At 70.1% G+C, this 19162-nt stretch carries 11 protein-coding genes; 4 read left to right on the forward strand and 7 right to left on the reverse strand.

The genetic code is table 11. From position 1 onward, the window contains the following. Window positions 1–47 precede the first annotated feature (47 nt). Entirely contained in the window at window positions 48–3221 is a 3174-nt protein-coding gene (locus GNT64_RS16690; RefSeq protein WP_156680537.1) for an efflux RND transporter permease subunit, read from the forward strand. An 11-nt stretch (window positions 3222–3232) separates the two neighbouring features. Then, the gene (locus GNT64_RS16695) at window positions 3233–4690 is read left to right on the forward strand and encodes an efflux transporter outer membrane subunit (protein ID WP_156680538.1); all 1458 of its coding nucleotides are present in this window, start codon (window positions 3233–3235) and stop codon (window positions 4688–4690) included. On the opposite strand, the gene GNT64_RS16700 is transcribed toward GNT64_RS16695, so the two are convergent. The 6 genes from GNT64_RS16700 to GNT64_RS16725 form a co-directional block, all read right to left on the reverse strand. Continuing rightward, a complete protein-coding gene (locus GNT64_RS16700) occupies window positions 4663–7146 on the reverse strand; it encodes a TonB-dependent receptor (RefSeq protein ID WP_231639061.1) in 2484 nt (827 codons plus the stop codon). The genes GNT64_RS16695 and GNT64_RS16700 overlap by 28 nt on opposite strands. A gap of 613 nt (window positions 7147–7759) precedes the next feature. Continuing rightward, the gene (locus GNT64_RS16705; protein WP_156680540.1) at window positions 7760–8293 is read right to left on the reverse strand and encodes a hypothetical protein; all 534 of its coding nucleotides are present in this window, start codon (window positions 8291–8293) and stop codon (window positions 7760–7762) included. 247 nt (window positions 8294–8540) lie between these two features. Next, a complete protein-coding gene (gene uvrB / locus GNT64_RS16710; protein ID WP_156680541.1) occupies window positions 8541–10745 on the reverse strand; it encodes an excinuclease ABC subunit UvrB in 2205 nt (734 codons plus the stop codon). A gap of 61 nt (window positions 10746–10806) precedes the next feature. After that, the gene (locus GNT64_RS16715; protein WP_156680542.1) at window positions 10807–11787 is read right to left on the reverse strand and encodes a 2OG-Fe(II) oxygenase; all 981 of its coding nucleotides are present in this window, start codon (window positions 11785–11787) and stop codon (window positions 10807–10809) included. Between the two features lie 82 nt (window positions 11788–11869). Further along, the gene (locus GNT64_RS16720) at window positions 11870–15142 is read right to left on the reverse strand and encodes a TonB-dependent receptor domain-containing protein (protein ID WP_338420390.1); all 3273 of its coding nucleotides are present in this window, start codon (window positions 15140–15142) and stop codon (window positions 11870–11872) included. A gap of 81 nt (window positions 15143–15223) precedes the next feature. Next, window positions 15224–16126: a retropepsin-like aspartic protease gene (locus tag GNT64_RS16725; protein ID WP_197277049.1), complete on the reverse strand. Its 903-nt coding sequence runs from the start codon at window positions 16124–16126 to the stop codon at window positions 15224–15226. Between the two features lie 146 nt (window positions 16127–16272). Between GNT64_RS16725 and GNT64_RS16730 the strand changes: the two genes are divergently transcribed. After that, window positions 16273–17292 (forward strand): hypothetical protein, encoded by a 1020-nt coding sequence (locus GNT64_RS16730; RefSeq protein WP_156680544.1) that lies wholly within the window; start codon window positions 16273–16275, stop codon window positions 17290–17292. 77 nt (window positions 17293–17369) lie between these two features. Further along, complete coding sequence (locus GNT64_RS16735; RefSeq protein WP_156680545.1) at window positions 17370–18299, forward strand: NAD(P)H-dependent flavin oxidoreductase; 930 nt, start codon at window positions 17370–17372, stop codon at window positions 18297–18299. A gap of 6 nt (window positions 18300–18305) precedes the next feature. Here GNT64_RS16735 and GNT64_RS16740 read toward each other — a convergent pair whose 3' ends face one another. Continuing rightward, window positions 18306–19097 (reverse strand): enoyl-CoA hydratase-related protein, encoded by a 792-nt coding sequence (locus GNT64_RS16740; RefSeq protein ID WP_156680546.1) that lies wholly within the window; start codon window positions 19095–19097, stop codon window positions 18306–18308. Window positions 19098–19162: the final 65 nt, after the last annotated feature.

Genomic DNA, 19162 nt, shown 5'->3' on the forward strand with positions numbered 1-19162 from the left:
CGCCGGGCGGCGGAGCCCCGCGCCTTCCGCTTTCGAGGATCATCGCCATGCGCTTCTCGCGCTTCTTCATCACCCGGCCGATCTTCGCCGGCGTGATCGCCGTGATGATCACCATCATCGGCGCGATCGCCTATCTGGCGCTGCCGGTCTCGCAATATCCGGATATCGTGCCGCCCACCGTCACGGTGACGGCGACCTATCCGGGCGCCTCGGCCGAAATCGTGGCCGAAACCGTCGCCGCCCCGATCGAGCAGGAGATCAACGGCGTCGATCACATGCTCTACCAGTCCTCGCAATCGACCGGGGACGGGCAGGTGACGATCACCGTCACCTTCCGCATCGGCACCGATCTCGATGCCGCGCAGGTGCTGGTGCAGAACCGCGTGGCGGTCGCCGTGCCGCGCCTGCCGGAGGAGGTGCAGCGCCTCGGCGTCGTCACCCGCAAGACCTCGCCCGATTTCCTCATGGTCGTGAACCTCGTCTCGCCCGATCGCTCGCTCGATCGCGGCTACATCTCCAACTACGCGCTCACCCAGGTGCGCGATCGCCTGGCCCGCATCGACGGCGTCGGCGACGTGCGGCTGTTCGGCGCGCGCGACTATGCGATGCGCGTGTGGATCGATCCCGGCCGCGCCGCCGCGCTGGATCTGACGGCGGGCGAGATCGTGGCGGCGCTGCGCGCGCAGAACGTGCAGGTCGCCGCCGGCACGCTCGGCCAGCCGCCCTATTCGCAGGGCAATGCCTTCCAGCTGAACGTGGAGACGCAGGGGCGGCTGACCGATCCCGCCCAGTTCGCCGACATCGTCATCCGCACGGATGGCGCGGGGCGGCAGGTGCGCGTGGCCGATGTCGCGCGTGTGGAGCTCGGCGCGCAGGATTATGCCACCAACACCTATCTCAGCGGCGAGCCGACGGTGATCGCCGCCGTGTTCCAGCGCCCCGGCTCGAACGCGCTGGCGGCGGCACAGGCGGTGTCGGCGGAGATGGCGGCGATGTCCGCGCGCTTCCCGAAGGGCCTCGCATACCGCGTCATCTACAACCCCACCGAGTTCATCGCCCAGTCGATCGACGCGGTGAAGCACACGCTGGTCGAGGCGATGATCCTGGTCGTGCTCGTCATCCTCGTCTTCCTGCAGAAATGGCGGGCGGCGATTATCCCGATCGTCGCCATCCCGGTCTCGCTGATCGGCACCTTCGCTGTGCTGGCGGCGGCCGGCTACTCGCTGAACACGCTCTCGCTGTTCGGGCTGGTGCTGGCGATCGGCATCGTGGTGGACGATGCGATCGTCGTCGTCGAGAATGTCGAGCGCAACCTGGAGCACGGCCTCTCGCCGCTGGAGGCGGCGCGCACCTCGATGGACGAGGTCGCCGGCGCGCTGGTCGCGATCGTGCTGGTGCTGTGCGCGGTGTTCGTGCCGACGATCTTCCTCAGCGGCCTCTCCGGCGCCTTCTACCGTCAGTTCGCGGTGACGATCTCCACCGCGACGGTCATCTCGCTGCTGCTCTCGCTCACCCTCTCGCCGGCGCTCGCCGTGCTGCTGCTGCGGCCGACCGCCCAGTCCGGCGGCGGCAACCGCGTCACCCGGCTGCTCCGCGCCCTCGGCGAGCGCTTCAACCGCGGGTTCGAGCGGATGAGCGACGGCTATGCCCGCCTCACCCGCCGGCTGGTGGGGATGCCGCGACGCATGATGGCCGCCTATGCGGGGCTGATCGCGCTCACCGCCGCGGTGTTCGTCGCGACGCCGACCGGCTTCGTGCCGGCGCAGGACCAGGGCTATTTCCTCACCGCCATCCAGCTGCCGCCCGGCGCATCGGTGGCGCGGACCGACGCGGTGATGCAGCAGGTGGCCAGGCGCATCCTGCCGCTGGCCGGGGTGAAAGGGGCGGTGATGCTCGCCGGCTTCGACGGCCCGTCGCAGACGCTCGCGCCCAACACCGCCGCCGCCTACATCCCGCTCAAGAGCTTCGAGGAGCGGGCGAAGCTCGGCGTCACCTATGCCGGCATCATGGATGCCGCGCGTCAGGCCACCGGCGACATCCGCGAGGCGCGCATCTTCGTGCTGCCGCCACCCTTGATCCAGGGGCTCGGCTCGGCCGGCGGCTATCGCCTGATGGTGAAGGACGAGGGCGATCGCGGCTATGCCGCGCTCGATCGCACCGCCACCGGGCTGATCGGCAAGGCCAACGGCACCGATGGGCTGGCGCAGGTCTACACCTTCTTCGAAACGGCCACGCCGCGCGTGTTCGCCGATGTCGATCGCGCCAAGGCGAACATGCTGGGCGTGCCGCCGGAAAGCGTGTTCGAGGCGCTTCAGGTCTATCTCGGCTCCGCCTTCGTCAACGACTTCAACCTGCTGGGCCGCACCTACCGGGTGACGGCACAGGCCGACGCGCCGTTCCGCAACACCACCGCCGATGTCGCCAACCTGAAGACGCGGTCCAATTCCGGCGCGATGGTGCCGCTCGGATCGGTCTCCACCTTCCGCGACAAGACTGGGCCGTACCGCGTCACGCGCTACAACCTGTTCCCGGCGGTGGAGGTGAACGGCGATACCGCGCCCGGCTACTCATCCGGCCAGTCGCTGGTGGCGATGGAGCGTCTGGCCGACGCCGCCTTGCCCGCCGGCTACACCCACGAATGGACGACGATGGCCTATCAGCAGAAGGCGGCCGGCGGCACGGCGGCGATCGTGTTCGCGATGGCGGTGCTGTTCGTCTTCCTGGTGCTGGCCGCGCAATATGAGAGCCTCACTCTGCCGCTCGCGATCATCCTGATCGTGCCGATGTGCCTGCTCGCCGCGATGACGGGGGTGAACCTGCGCGGCATGGACAACAATGTCCTGACGCAGATCGGCCTCGTCGTGCTGATCGCGCTGGCCGCCAAGAACGCGATCCTGGTCGTCGAGTTCGCCCGGCAGGCGGAGGCGCAGGACGGCCTCTCGCCGGCGGAGGCGGCGGTGCGCGCCGCCAGGGACCGGCTGCGGCCGATCCTGATGACCAGCCTCGCCTTCATCCTGGGCGCGGTGCCGCTGGTGATCGCCACCGGCGCGGGCGCGGAGCTGCGCCAGGCGCTCGGCACCGCGGTGTTCTTCGGGATGATCGGCGTGACCGGCTTCGGCCTGCTCTTCACGCCCACCTTCTACGTCGTCACCCGCGCGCTGGCGCAGCGGTTCGAGCGTCGCCGGCCCGCGACGGCCCCTGCGCTCCAGCCCGCCGAATAGGAGCGATCCGCATGAAGCCCGCCTTTCTCGCCACCCTTCCCGCGCTCGCCCTGGCCGCCTGCGCCGCCGGGCCGGACTATGTCGCGCCGGTGGCGCCGCCGGCCGCGACCGCCGGCTTCGCGACGGCGAACCCCGCCACCGTCGCCGCGCCGGCCGACGATCGCTGGTGGCGGATGTACGAGGATCCGGTGCTCGACGGCCTCGTCGCCGACGCGCTCGCCGCGAACACCGATGTGCGCGTCGCGGTCGCGCGGCTGGACCGTGCCCGCGCCACCCTGCGCGAGGCGAAGACCGATCGCGAGCCGCAGGCCGCCATCGGTGCGGGCGGCAGCTACGGCCGGACCGCGCAGATCCAGTCGCTGCCCGGACTGGATCGGGAGCGGGCGACCTACGATGCCGGGCTGGACGTGCGCTACGAGGTGGATCTGGCCGGCCGCGTCCGCCGCAACGTGGAGGCGGCGCGCGGCGACGTGGGCGCGGCGGCGGCCGATGCCGATGCCGTGCGCGTCGCCATCGTCGCCGCCACGACCCGCGCCTATGTCGACGCCGCAGCGGCGGCGGAACGGCTGGCGGTGGCCACGCGCATCGTGGCGCTGCTCGATCGATCGGCCACGCTCACCATGAAGCGGGTCGAGGCGGGCCGCGCCGCGAAGCTGGATGCGGTGCGCATCGCCGCGCTGCGCGATCAGCGCGCCGCCCTGGTGCCGGCGATCGCGGCGGAGCGGCAGGCCGCCCTGTTCCGCCTCGCCACCCTCACCGGCCGCACGCCGCAGGATCTGCCGCCGCAGGCGGCGATGCGCGCCACCACCCCCCGGCTGGCACGGCCGATCCCGATCGGTGACGGCGCCGCCCTGCTCGCCCGCCGGCCGGACGTGCGCGCGGCCGAGCGCCGCCTGGCCGCGGCCACCGCGCGGATCGGCGTCGCCACGGCCGAGCTCTACCCGCAGATCTCGCTCGGCGGATCGATCGGCGCCACCGCCACCGGCCTGAGCGATATCTTCACCGGCGGCGCGTTTCGCTGGCTGCTCGGCCCGCTGCTCAGCTGGACGGTCAACCAGTCCGCCGCCCGCGCCCGCATCGCCGGGGCAGAGGCGGACATGCGCGGCGCCCTCGCCACGTTCGACGGCAGCGTCCTGATCGCGCTGGAGGAGACCGAGACCGCCCTCTCCACCTACGCCCGAGAGCTCGATCGGCGCGCCCGCCTGCAATCCGCGCGGGACAATGCCGCCAGCGCCGCGCGCGTCACCCGCGCCCGCCAGCGCGAGGGGCAGATCGACTTCCTTGAGGTGCTGGATGCCGAGCGCACCTTCGCCGATGCCGACGCCGATCTCGCTTCCGCCGACGCCCGCATCGCGGCCACGCAGGTCGATCTGTTCCGCGCGCTCGGCGGCGGGTGGCAGGCGGCGGGTGGCGGGGCAGGCGACCTGTCCGGATCCGCCGGTCAGAACCGCAGCCTGGCGCCCACCTGAACCGAACGCGGCGCACCGGGCGCGTAGAAGGTGGAACCCAGCAGCGGCCGCTCGCCATCCACCACCGGCCCGGCGAAGGGCCGCGCCACGAAATTGCCGGCGGCATCGAAGCCGGTCGATCCTAGCTGCGCGGCCGTCTCATACGCCTTGTCGAACAGATTGTTCACCTGCGCGAACAGTGTGACGCGCCGCACCGGCCGCACCTCCGCGCCCACGTTGAACACCGCATAACCGCGCGTCCGGCCCCGCCCGAGATAGTAGACGCCGTCGGGCTCGTGCGCGCCATTCTCGTTACCGCGGGCGTACACGCCGGAGACGGCGATCATGTCGAGGCTCAGCGACACGCGCTCCACCGGATCCCAGCCGATCGTCGCCTTCAGCAGGTGGCGGGGGATCAGCGGGATGCGATCGCCCTTGGCGATCTCGATGTCGCCCTCGAAGCCGGGCGCCGGCCCGTCGTTCGCGCTGTTGCCCTGTCCGCCCACGCTCTCCTCGCTGCGATAGGTCGCGTCGAGGAAAGTATAATAGAGCGACAGCCGCAGCGTGGCGGTGGCGTAGCGCGCGTCCAGATCGACGCCCTGCCGCCGGGTGCGGCCGAAGTTGCGGAAATAGCCGAAGCCGGCCGTATCGTCGGCGACGAAGAGGATGTCGTCGCGATTGTCGATGCGGAACGCGCCCAGCCGCCACGTCAGCCGCCCGGCGCCGCCATGCACGCCCGCCTCGAAGGTGGTGGCGACCACCTGGTCCAGCGGCGGATCGCCGGCCAGCGCGTTCGGCAGACGGCACGGGCTCTCCGGATCGGCACAGCCGAGCTCGATCGCGGACGGCGCCCGGCTGGTCTGCGCGACCGCCGCGTCCAGCCCGATCGCGCCGGCGGGATCCCACGCGATCGAGACGGCCGGGTTCAGCCGATCGAAGCGGTGATCGCCGTCCAGCGAGCCGGTGCCGCCGCCGGGCGTGATCCCGTCGCGATTATGCACCGTGGTGCGATCGTAGCGGGCGGAGAGATCGATCCGGAGCGTGGCGGTGGGGTGCAGCGTATCCAGCCCGTAGAGGCCGAAGCTGGTCGTGCGTCCGGTGAGATCGACGCGCGCGTCGAACGCGGTCTCCGAATCCTGGCTGCCGTCGGCGAACGCGCCCGGCCCCGCCACCGGCACCACGCCGCGATCGGCCGTCAGGTAGCCGAACTGGGAGGTCTGGCCGAACACGGCCTTGCTGCGGACGTAGCTGCCGCCCAGGGTCAGGCGATTGTCCAGCCCGCCAAGGGGCGCCGCCAGCGCCAGTTCCAGCGTGCCGCCGGCTTCGTGCTGGCGGGTGGCGGAACGGTTGATCAGGCCGTTGCATTTCTCGTTCGGCTCGCTGTTCAGCAGCACGTTGGCGATGCAGCGGACGCGCGGAAAGGGCGTGTCGGCCTGGCTCTCGCCGCTCGCCGGAACGCCGGTGATGCCGGCGGCCGCCAGCGCGGCGCGCTCGGCCGCGCTCGGCTGGTAGACATTCTCGCCCAGCGCATCCTCGTTGATGTCGCCGTTGAAGGTGCGCGTGCGGATGCGGCGATAGAAGGCGTTGCCGGAGAGCGTGAGCGCCCCAGACAGATCGTGCGTGCCGGTGAGGTTCACCAGCACCGCGCGGTTCCGCGTGGTGTCGGGCTGGGTGTAGACGCTGTCGCGGTCGCGTTGCAGCAGGCGCTGCTCCTGCAGGCCGTTGCCGTTGAGATCGGTGTCGGCGAAGCTCGTCGAGAGCGCGATCCGCGTGCCCGCGGCCGACCAGCCGAGCTTGCCGAACAGCTGGTAGGCCTCGGACGGCGAGAAATCGCGCCAGCCCCGCTCGGCGAAATAGTCGCCGCTCGCGAACCAGTCGAACGCGCCGGCCTTGCCGCCCGCCTGCCCCTCGAAGATGCGCCGCCGGAACGAGCCGTAGCTGCCCTCCAGCGCCACGCCCGGATCGGAGAGGCCGTCCTTCGTCCGCACCGAAAGCGCGCCGCCCAGCGAATTGCGCCCGAACAGCGGGTTCGATCCCGGCACGAGGCTGACCGATCGGATCGCCGACTTCGGGATCAGATCCCAGCTCACGACGTCGCCGAACGGCTGGTTCACCCGCACGCCATCGACGTAGACGGACAGGCCCTGCGGCGTGCCCAGCAGCGGCGACGCGGTGAAACCGCGATAGTTGATGTCGGGCTGCAGCGGGTTGTTCTGCACGTCGTTGACGAAGATGCCGCCGGTCATCCGCTTCAGATAGTCGGTCAGGTCGGTCGCGTGCGCCGCCTCGATCTGCTCGTCGCTCGCCGCCTGCGCCGGGAAGGCCGGCGCACCCGTGCCCGTGTCGCCGAGCGGCGTCTGGCCGATGACGACGATGTCGGCCGGCGCGGCCCGCGCCGGCCCCGCGCCGGGCGCCGCCATCGCGGCTACGCCGGCAAGCAGCACGCTGCGGATCATCACCGTCTCCCACCCGTTCACTATGCTTCCCTATGATCGTGCGCCGCCGGCCCGAGAGGAGGCCCGGTACGGCCCTCGCCATCGCGGGGCCACCCGGAGCGTTCCGCGCAACGGCATGGGCCGGGGCCGGGTGCGCGGCAATTATCCCTTTGTGCAATGGCCGGAGCACGCGGAGGGCATGGAGCGGCACCGATGAGAGGGCGCGGGCGAGCGATCGTCCAGGTGCGCGCAGCATTGCCGGCATGGTTTGTGATCCACGCGGCGCTACCCGACGGCATGCGAGGCATGGCCGCCGGCTGCGCCGCATCGCCGGCGTGCCGCTGATCCCGATGGTGCGAGCGCAACGCCCGCCCCGCGCCCTGATCGCCGTGTCCGGCCACGAAAAAACCGCCGGAGCGCGAAGCTCCGGCGGCCTTTTACATGGTCAGCGGCCGGAAGTGCCGGCCCGGGAGACCCATGCTACCACAAGGGCTAAGCCCTCAGGCGCGCATCCCCCGAACGGACTGAACCGACCTCATTACTGAACCATGAGACATCGGATCACCTCCTTTCGCTAAGTTGTCGACACGACGGAATGTGCGTGATCGCGCTGCGCTGCGCAAGAGTCCGCGATCATTTTTTCGCCCGCGCCTGCTCAGCCGCGGCAATCCTCGATCACCCGCGCGAATTCGGGCCATGACGGGATCACCAGGCGGGCCGTGCCGCTCACCGCGACGACGAAGCGGCCGCGGCTGAACGCCATCCTATCGAAGAAAGGGTCGCGCGCCGGCACCGCGATGCCCAGCGCCGCGCCGCCATCGGGTGCGACCGCGAAGGCGCGGTTCCCGGCGGAGGTGGTGATCGCCATCGTCGCGGCGGCCACGGGCGTGGCGACGGAGCGGGCGAGCGTCACCGTGCGCGTCGCCGTCGCGCAGCGCACCGTGAAGTCCGCCGTGGCGCCCGCCCGGCCGAAGCGTGCGGCCGATCCGCCTGCCTCCGCGGCGTAGCGCCAGTCGCCGGGGGTCAGCGGAATATCGCGCCAGTCGGTGGTCGCCGGCGGCGGCGGCGCCACCACCGGCACCGGCACGCGCGGCGGCGGGGCCTGCACCACCTTCGGCGCCACGCAGGCCGAAGCGAGCAGGCCTGCCGCAAGCGCGAAGCGACGGCGGGCGGAGCGGGCGTCTGTCATGCTGCCGGGCATGGTCGATCCGACCGCGAGAGGAAAGGGCCATCCGTCGCGGCGCGCCGTGAGCGGGACGGATCGGCGGATGCGCATGCGCGCGCGACCAGCGTGGCGGCGCGGCGCCACATTGGCCGCCGCGACTTACGGCACCAGCGCGATACGGGCTGCCCGGCGCGTCGCAATCCACCAAGCGCAGGCGGAGAGACGTCCGGCGCGTCCGGCATCCCCGTCCCGCGACCGCCGCACTTTCCGCTCAGCCGCGTCCCCGCGCGCGCTTCTCCGCCCGCGCGGCCTTGGCCTTGCCGTAGCGCGTGGTGCGCGTGCCGGGCTTGCCGCTGATCGCATGGCCCTTCACCGGCGCCCTGTGCTCCTTCACCGGCAGGCCCAGCTCCTCCTGCTCCAGCTTGCGGATCTCGTCGCGCAGCCGCCCGGCCTCCTCGAACTCCAGGTCGGCGGCGGCGGCGCGCATGCGGCCCTCCAGCTCCTCAATATAGCCGCGCAGATTGTGGCCCACCATGTGCGGCCGGTCCTCGATGCCGGTCTCCACCGTCACCTGGTCGCCCTGCGAGAGATGGCCGACGATGTCGGAGATGTTGCGCCGGATCGTGGCGGGCGTGATGCCGTGCTCGGCATTATACGCCTCCTGCTTCTCGCGCCGCCGCTCGGTCTCGGCGATCGCCCGCTCCATCGATCCGGTCATGCGATCGGCGTACAGGATCACCCGCCCGTCCACGTTGCGCGCGGCGCGGCCGATCGTCTGGATCAGCGACGTTTCCGACCGGAGGAAGCCTTCCTTGTCCGCATCCAGGATCGCCACCAGCCCGCACTCGGGGATGTCGAGGCCCTCGCGCAGCAGGTTGATACCGACCAGCACGTCGTACACGCCCAGCCGCAGATCGCGGATCAGCTCGATCCGCTCCAGCGTCTCCACGTCGGAGTGCATGTAGCGCACCTTCAGGCCCGCCTCGTGGAGATATTCGGTCAGGTCCTCGGCCATGCGCTTCGTCAGCGTCGTCACCAGCGCGCGGTAGCCGGCCTTCGCCGTCAGCTTGCACTCGTGCACCAGATCGTCGACCTGGCTCTCGATCGGGCGGATCTCCACCGGCGGATCGATCAGCCCGGTGGGGCGGATCACCTGCTCGGCAAAGGCGCCGCCGGTCTGCTCCATCTCCCAGTCACCGGGCGTGGCGGAGACGTAGACGGTCTGCGGCCGCATCGCCTCCCACTCGTTGAAGCGCAGCGGGCGGTTGTCGATGCAGCTCGGCAGGCGGAAGCCATATTCGGCCAGCGTGATCTTGCGGCGATGGTCGCCGCGCGCCATGCCGTTGATCTGGCCGATCGTCTGATGGCTCTCGTCGACGAACAGCAGGGCGTTCTCGGGCAGATACTCGAACAGCGTCGGCGGCGGCTCGCCGGGCAGGCGGCCGGTGAGGAAGCGGCTGTAATTCTCGATGCCGGCGCAGCTGCCGGTCGCCGCGATCATCTCCAGGTCGAAGTTCGTGCGCTGCTCCAGCCGCTGCGCCTCCAGCAGCCGGCCCTCGCCCACCAGCTCCTTCAGCCGCTCGGCCAGTTCGAAGCGGATCGCGTCGGCCGCCTGCTTCATCGTCGGGCCGGGCGTCACATAGTGCGAATTGGCGTAGATGCGCACGGAGGGCAGGGTCGCCACCTTCTTGCCCGTCAGCGGATCGAACTCGATGATCTCCTCGATATCGTCGCCGAAGAAGCTGATGCGCCAGGCGGCATCGTCGTAGTGGGAGGGGAAGATCTCCAGCGTGTCGCCGCGCACGCGGAAATTGCCGCGCGCGAATGCCTGGTCGTTGCGTTTATACTGCAGCGCCACCAGCTTCCTGATGATCTCGCGCTGATCGGCGCTCTGCCCCTTCTTCAGGTCGAAGATCATCGCCGAATATGTCTCGACCGAGCCGATGCCGTAGAGGCACGAGACCGAGGCGACGATCAGCACGTCGTCCCGTTCCAGCAGCGATCGGGTGGCGGAGTGGCGCATCCGGTCGATCGCCTCGTTGATCGAGCTCTCCTTCTCGATATACGTGTCCGATCGGGGGACGTAGGCCTCCGGCTGGTAGTAATCATAGTAACTGACGAAGAACTCGACGGCATTGTCGGGAAAGAAGCTCTTGAACTCGCCGTATAGCTGCGCGGCCAGGATCTTGTTCGGCGCCAGCACCAGCGCCGGCCGGTTCAGCGTCTCGACCACCTTGGCCATCGTGAACGTCTTGCCCGATCCGGTGACGCCGAGCAGCACCTGATCGCGCTCCCCCTCCTCCGCCTGCGCCACCAGTTCGGCGATGGCGGTCGGCTGGTCGCCCGACGGGTCATAGTCCGATACGATGCGGAAGGCCTTGCCGCCCTCGCTCTTGGGCGGCCGCGCCGGGCGATGCGGCACGAAGCCCTGACCGGTCTCGGGCTCGTCTAGGCTGGTGCGAATCTGGATGGCCATCGCCTTTCGATATGGGAGGCCTGCCCGCATGGCGCAACGCCGCGGAGCGTGGCGATGCCGTCTAGGTCAATGCCCAAGGGTCGTAGGGCAGAGCCCGGATCCAGCGGGTCGCCAGCCACTTGGCGCCGCGCGTCACCGGCAGGCCGGCATGCTGCGCGGCGGGATCGGGCGCGCCATCCGGCCGGACATTGGCGAACATCAGCACGTCGCCGGCCCGGCCGCGGACGATCGGCCCGTTAGGCGTGAACCGGGTTTCGCCACCTTCATAGCCCTGGTTGAGGTAGGCCAGCATCGTCAAGACACGCTGGTTGCCGCGGGCGATCTGCGGCGGCAGCGCATCGTGATGCGGGCGATATTGCTGGCCCGGCGCATAATGCAGCACCGTCAGCGGCTCGCCCTGGGTCACGTCCGTGCCGCTCGCCGCCGCCAACCGCCGGTTGATCGCCTGGACGACCAGCGTCTCCCGCGCAGGGCCGATGACAGCGCTGTGCGACGTGCGCACCGGATGCGCGACGAAGCGGCCGGTGGCGGGATCGACGACCGAGGCGGGCTCCAGCATGTCGCGCGCCGTCGTGGCGATATGGGCGCATTCGGCAGGCGTCAGCAGCGCGCGGAACAGCCGCGCGTCGGGCGACGCGGAAACCGGCTCGGCTGTCGCGCCCGCCATGGGCGCGCCGCACGCATCGAGCGCCATCGCCTCGATCAAAGCGAGATGCTCGGCGGCCAGCGGATCGTTGGCAGCCGCCATGCGCAGTAGCGCCACCGCGCGCCCCCAGTCGGCCTGGCCGCCGCCGCCATTGGCGGTCAGCGCGATCTCCATCAGCGCGGCATCGACGTGGCCGATCGCGATCGCCTGTCTCAGATAATGCCTCGCGGCGAAGAGATCGCGCCGCACCCGCTCGCCGATTAGGTGCCAGACCGCGAGGGCATAGAGCGCGTCCACGTTCCCGCGCCGGCCGGCATCCTTCAGCAGGCGCAGCGCATCCTGCCGCCGCCCGCTCGTGGCAAGGCCTTCCGCCCGTTCGGCGATCGTCCCGGTCATGTGCCGGCTATACCTGCCCCGGCGCATAAAAAAAGGGCCGGCGCATCGCGGCGCCGGCCCTTCAGTCAAAGACGGAGTGCGATCAGAACTTGGCCCGCACGCCCGCGTAGAAGGAACGGCCCTTATTCTCGTACAAGCCGGTGTTGCCGATATTGTCCGTGCTGGCGCCGATGCCGGTCGAGCCGAACGGACCGAAGCGGTTGGTCAGGTTGTCGACGCCGCCATAGATGCCGAACTGGTCGTTGACGGCATATTCGCCGCGGATGTCGTGATAGAACACGTTACCGTAGAAGCGCGGATCCGAATAATCGGGATTCTGCGGATCCTGCCCATTCACCGAATAGGTATTCTCCGCAGCGCCGAATACCTGCTTGCCCACCCAGCGGAGCTGATAGCCCAAGGTGAATTTGCCGGCGGTCGCCTCGGCATTGGCGGTCAGGCGGTTCTTGGGCGTGCCGGCCTCGCTCAGGCGACGGTCCGCGAAACTGGCATCCGTCGGATCGGTGAAGTCGTCACGCTGCAGCACGCGGGTGTAGTTCGCCCGAAAGCTGGCCGCGACGGTGCCGAACGTATGGCGATATGCCAGCTCCGCATCAATCCCGCGCGCCTTCAGCTTGGCGAAGTTGAAGGTGGACGCCAGCAGCGACCCTTCGAGCACCTGGAACGGGATCTCGCCCTGCGGGCCACCCGCCGCACCGGCACGGGTGAAGAGGTTGCAGAACGGATTGTTCAGGTCAGACGAATCGTAGCAGTTGTTCAGGATGGTCTGCGCATCGATCGAGGAGATGACCTTGTTCACGGTGATGTCGAAATAGTCGACCGTCAGCGACAGGCCCGGCACGAAGCGCGGCGTCAGAACGCCGCCGATCGTGTAGTTGTCCGACGTCTCCTCGGTCAGGTCTGGGTTGCCGCCGGACAGGATCGAGAGCGATTGCGTGTAGACGAAGTCGTAATTGGACGGGCGGCCGGCGGCCGCGCAATTGGCCGGGCGCGTGGACGAACCGGCGTTCAGGTTGCGGGCGGCGCAGGGATCGTTCGGCGCGGGTGCGAAATTCTGCCCCTGGGCCTGATAGAGTTCGAGCAGGTTCGGCGCGCGGATGGCGCGCTGGTAGCTGCCACGGAATTTGATGTCGTCGATCGGCCGCCACTCGACCTGGCCGCCATACGAATAGACGGTGCCGGTCGCACCCTTATAGTCGGAAATCCGGCCGGAGCCCGTGAGCGTCAGCTCCTTGAAGAACGGCCGGTCCTTGAGCAGCGGGATCAGCAGCTCGCCGAACGCTTCCTTCACCTCGAACGCCGGCCCGCGGAACGATGGGATCGCGTTGTAGAAGGCGTAACCCTGCTGGGTCAGGTCATCCAGCTCGTACTTCAGCGTCTCGCGGCGATATTCGCCACCGAGCGAGAATCGGACCGGGCCACCGGGCAGCTCGAACAGCTGGCTGGAATCGCCCGAGACGAAGCCGTTGGCGACGAACTGGGTGATCTTGCCGCTCGCCCGCGAGTTGACCTGCACATAATCGCGCGCCGCCTGGCTGCTCGTTCCGTAACCGAACGGATTGATGGGCACGCAGGCCGCGATGTCTTGCGCCAGATAGGGATCGTTGGCGACAGTGCGAGGATCGCCGTTCGCATCGGTGAGCGCGCCCAGCGCGGCGGCCGGGTCGACCTGCGAGCGGCAGACGATCTGCCCGGCGCTGTTGCGCACGGTGTCGAGGCCCAGCAAATAGCGCTGGACGTTCACGTTCGAGATGATGAGGTTCTTCTCGTGATGCTCGCCATAATTGGCCGAGACCTCGTAGTTCCAGTCGTCGTTGAAGTCGCCGCGCACGCCGATGACGCCGCGATAGGTCTCGCGGGTGATCTTCTCGTCACGGATGCCGAAATCGAGCCAGTTGTGCCGCACGATCACGCGGGTGGCGTCCGTCGATGCCTGGCCGTTCGCCGCTCGCAATGCGGTGATCTGCGCACGCGCCTGGGCGGTGAGGAAAGGATTGTCCAGACGGACGGCTTCACGGTTGCCGATGGCCGTGGAGGTCGCCGGATCGCCCAGCGTCGTTCCCGACGAGAAGAAGGGGCCGCTCTGCGAACCCTGAGCGACCGAATGGACGTACTTCGCCTCAAAGAACGGCACGAACGCATCGGAGACGTCGAAGTGGCCGAGCAGATTGACCGAATACCGCTCAAGCCGCGGCGAAAGCAGGCTAAGTTCGCCCTCTCGGCCCGAATAGCCGTTGCCGCCGAGGAAGCTGCCGTTCGGCGCCAAGCCGACGCGCTGCCCGGTCTGCGGTATCAGCGTTCCGTCCGGCTGGAAGAGGTACACGCAGTTATAGGCCGCGCCCACCCCATCGCGGCCGCACGCGCCATTGCGGCTGCCGACCGTGTAGAGGCCGCCGAGGGCCGTCGTCGTCGACCGGGTATTGCGCAGGAAGACGCGATCCGGGATGCCATCCGAGCTGACGAGTGAGTCGGAATCGACCGTCACGATCCCGTCGGCGTTGCGCAGCTTTGGCCGGGCAGCCGAGAAGAACTTGCTCTGGTGCGCATATTCGACGTTTGCGGCGATGTTGCCGCGACCACCGGCAAAGTTCGTGCCGGCCAGTGCAGAGATATACTGGTTCCCGCCGTCGCCATACTGGCTGACGCCCGACTGGCCGCGCACCTGCACGCCCGAATAGTCCTGCTTCAGCTTGAAGTTCACCGCGCCGGCGATCGCGTCCGAACCGTAAACAGCCGAACCGTAGCCGGTGATGACGTCCACGCTCTCGATCAGGTCGGTCGGAAAGGTGTTCACGTCGGGCGAGACGCCGGTGTTGAGCACGTCGCCGGCGACATGACGCCGGCCGTTGACGAGCACCAGGGTACGTTGCGTGCCCAGATCGCGCAGTTCGAGAAGGTTCAGGCCGCGCGTGCCGAGAAAGCGGGTCGACTGCTGCTGGCTGAAGGTGGTGGAGAGCTGCGGCAGCTCGTTCAGGATGTCGCCGACCGAGACCTTGCCGGTCTGGAAGAATTCGGCGCCTGACACGGTGGTGATCGGCGCGCCGGAATCGATGTTCGGGCGACGGATGCGCGAGCCGGTGACGACGATCGTGCCGTTGTCGCTCGCCTCGGCGCCGTCCGCGCCCACTTCCGGCAGGTTGTCGGCCGTGGTGGTGACGGACGGACCGGCCGGCGGCGGGGTGCCTGCCGGTGCGGTCGTCTGCGCGAAGGCAGCCACCGGCAGGAGCGCAAGCGAGCCGACGAGCGCGCTCGCGGCGAAAAGACTGTTTCTGGACATGGAGTTCCCCACAAAGCGATCGTGCGCATCCGGTGCGCTCATGGAGCCATGTTTTCGCCGGAGTGGGCTGTTGCACAATGTTAATGTGACGTTCAGTCCACCAGGGTGCGCGTTTTCATATCAGTGTAACCGATAAGCCACACCGCTTAGGCCCTCCCCTCAGCGCCGCAGCACGAAGCGCACGCGGCGGGCGCGGAAGTCCAGGGATACGCGGCGGAACGCCTGCAGCGTGTCGCTGCCCAGCAGTAGCGCGGGCTGTCGGTCGAGGCCGAACAGGGCGAAGGGCGGCACGTCGGCGAAGGCGGCTGGCACGCCCCTCAGCGTCACCGCGCCGATGCGGATCTCCGGCAGCAGCGCCTGCTGCGCCGCGATCGTCTGGCCGGTCACGCTCACCAGCGTCACCGGCGTCGTCGGCCGGTGGCGGCCCAGCCTTGCCAGCAGCGCCGAATTGCCGATCGTCACCTGCGATCCGGTGTCGATCACCGCGTAGATCGGCCGATCGGCCACGCGCACCTGCGTCAGGATGAGCTGGCCGTGGCGGCGGCGGGCGGTGACGACGATCTCGCCGGCGCTCGCCGGCGGCGGCTTGCGCGCATCCTGCACGGTGATCGTGCGCTTCTCGAAATCCAGCATCAGCCGCTGCTCGGCCAGCGCGTCGATGCCCAGCAGCCCCTGCGCGCCCAGGTGCCGCTCGGCCAGAGCGGGCGCGACGATGTCGGGTATGTCGCTGGCGCCAACGGTCAGCCGGTCGATCCGCACGGTGGCGACGCGGCTGGCGCCGGCCATGCCGTGCAGCGTCACCGCCGCCTCGGGCGGCAGGGCCAGGCGGCGGGCGAGGTCGGCGCCGATCACGCTGCGGTCGGCGCCGCTGTCCACGACGAAGCGGTAGGGGCCCTGGCCGTTCACCCGCACCGCCACCGTCATCCGCGTCTCGATCTGGCGCGCGTCGATCGCGTCGCCGCTCACCTCCAGCGTGTCGTCCAGCGCGGCGGGGGGGATCGTCGGCGGCGGCATCGGCACCGGCGCCGCCGCCAGCAGCAGGGCGAGCGCGTGCGGACTCATCCCGCCCGCCGCCATCGCGCGCGGCCGATCGCGTCGACCGCATCGATCCGTCGTCTCGCCATGGCGCCTTCATAGCCGCGTTCGCGCGTCGGCGGTATCGCGGCCGCGCGCTTGGCGGCGGCATCGGCGGTGGCTAAGGCTGGGCCATGAGCACCCCCGTTCCGGTCGCGCGGATCGTCCGCGATCCGGCGTGGCTCGCCCACCGCTACGATCCGCCGGCGGATGCCGTGCATTTTCGCTACGTGCCGCGCGTGACGCACCGCGCGGCGACCTTCCTCACCGACGAACATCTGCCCGCCGGCGATCCCGTCGTGCTGCCCTTGGCGGACAGCATCGCCGCGATGCCGCCGCCGGCGCCCGTCCACTTCCTGTTCCACTCCGCCTTCTGCCTCTCCACCCTGCTGGCGCGCGCGTTCGACGTGGAGGGGCTGGCGACCGGCGTGCCGGAGCCGGTGATCCTCAACGACCTCGTCGGCTGGAAGCGGCGCGGCGCCGATCCGCGCGGCGTGGCGCGCGGGCTTGACGGGGCAATGGCGCTGCTGGCGCGGCCGTTCGCCGCCGGCGAGGCGGTGATCGTCAAGCCGTCCAACATCGTCAATCCGCTGGCGCTGGCCATGCTGGCGATGCGCCCGCAGGCGAAGGCGCTGCTGCTGCACGCGCCGCTGCGCACCTTCCTCGGCTCCGTGGCGCGCAAGGGCATGTGGGGGCGGCTGTGGGTGCGGGAGCTGTTCGTCGGCCAGCTGCAGGACGGCATCGTCGATCTCGGCTTCGCGGCCGACCGCTATCTTGAGCAGACCGACCTCCAGATCGCCGCCCTCGGCTGGCTCGCCCAGCAGGCGCTGTTCGCCCGGCTGGTGGAGCGCGTCGGCCCGGCCCGCGTCCGCACGCTGGACAGCGACAGGCTGCTGGCGGCGCCGCGGGATGCGGTGGCGGCGCTCGCCCGCCTGTTCGGCCTCGCCTGCGATGCCGGGGCGATCATCGCCGGCCCCGCATTCACCCGCCACTCCAAGACCGGCGCGTCATTCGGCCAGGATGCCCGCGCGGAGGAACGACGCACCGGCGAGCAGCCGCATGCCGACGAGATCGAGAAGGTGGCGATCTGGGCGGAGGCGGTGGCCGCCGGCGCCGGCGTACCGCTCCGCCTGCCGGCGCCGCTGCTCGGCTGAGACATTCCGCTTGTCTGCCACCCGGCCTTGTCTATCGTCCGGCCCCCCGGCCAGCTGATGGCGCAACGAGAGACGGCATGACCCTTCCGCAGATCCTCGCCGGCCGGCTCTCGGTGCCCATCGTCGCCTCGCCGATGTTCATCGTGTCGCAGCCCGAACTCGTCATCGCGGAATGCCGGGCCGGCGTGGTCGGCGCCTTTCCGTCGCTCAACGCCCGGCCGTCGGGCATGTTCGAGCAGTGGCTGCTCCGCCTGCGGGCTGCGCTGACCGAGGCCGACGCGCCGTTCGCGGTGAACCTGATCGTCCACCGCACCAACACGCGGCTGGAGGAGGATCTCGCCCTCTGCGTGCGCTACCAGGTGCCGATCGTCATCACCTCGCTCGGCGCCCGGGCGGACGTGAACGCCGCGATCCACAGCTATGGCGGCATCGTGCTGCACGACGTGATCGACGATCGCTTCGCCCGCAAGGCGATCGAGAAGGGAGCCGACGGGCTCATCGCGGTGGCGGCGGGCGCCGGCGGCCATGCCGGCACCCTCTCCCCCTTCGCGCTGGTGCAGGAGATCCGCCGCTGGTTCGATGGCCCGCTCGCCCTGTCCGGCGCCATCGCCACCGGCGGCGCGGTGGCCGCGGCGCGGGCGATGGGGGCCGACCTCGCTTATATCGGCTCCGCCTTCATCGCCACGGAGGAGGCGAACGCCGCCGCCGCCTACAAGCAGATGATCGTGGACGGGGTGGCCGGCGACATCGTCTACACGAACCTGTTCACCGGCGTGCACGGCAACTACCTGAAGCCCAGCATCGCCGCGACCGGCCTCGATCCCGATGCGCTCGCCACGGCCGATCCCTCGAAGATGAACTTCGGCGGGGACGAGGCGAAGGCGTGGCGCGATATCTGGGGCTGCGGCCAGGGCATCGGCGCGGTGGAGGCGGTGGTGCCCACCGCCGATCTCGTCGCCCGCCTGCGCCGCGAATATGACGCCGCTCTCACGCGGCTGGCGGCCTGAGCGCGCTCACTCGCCGCGGAACACCGGCGCCCGCTTCTCCAGAAACGCCGCGACCCCTTCGGCATGGTCGGTGGTGCGGCCGGAGACGCGCTGGTTCGCCCGCTCCAGCGCCAGCGAGTCGCCGAAAGAGGAATCAAGCCCCGCCGCGATCGCATGGCGCATCAGCGCGTAGGTCGTCGTCGGTCCGGCAGCCAGCCGCGCGGCGATGGCGCGGGCCGCCGGCATCAGCTCGGCATCGTCCACCGCGCGGTGGATCATGCCCCACTCTTCGGCCTGCTCGGCCGGCACCCGCTCGCCCAGCATCATCATCGCCGTCGCCCGCGCCTTGCCGATCAGCCGCGGCAGCAGCCAGGTCGCGCCCACATCGGGCACCAGCCCGATATTGGCGAACGGCTGGAGGAAGTAGGCGGATCGCGCCGCCACCACGATGTCGCCCGCCAAGGCGAAGCCGCAGCCGCCGCCGGCCGCCACCCCGTTCACGGCGTTCACCAGCGGGATGGGCAGCGCGCGCAACCGCTCCAGCACCGGGTTGAAGCCCTGCTCCAGCCCCGCGCCGCGATCGTTCCCGATCGTGCCCCCGGGCGAGAAGGCGGCAAGGTCCGCGCCGGAGCAGAAGGCCCGGCCGGTGCCCGTCAGCAGCAGCACGCGCGCCGTACCGCCGTCGCGCACCCGGTCCAGCGCGACGATCATCTCGCCCAGCGTGTGCAGGGTCACGGCGTTCAGCACCTGCGGCCGGTCGATCGTCAGCGTGGCGATGCCGTCCGCCTCGTGCAGCAGGATATCGGTGAAGGCGGTCATGTCACTCTCCCCGGCGGGGCATCGTGCCGCCGTCCGCCCCTTCTTGGCGGAGAGAGCCGGCGTTC

It is taken from the genome of Sphingomonas profundi (genome assembly GCF_009739515.1).
In the GTDB taxonomy this organism is placed as follows: Bacteria; Pseudomonadota; Alphaproteobacteria; order Sphingomonadales; family Sphingomonadaceae; genus Alterirhizorhabdus; species Alterirhizorhabdus profundi.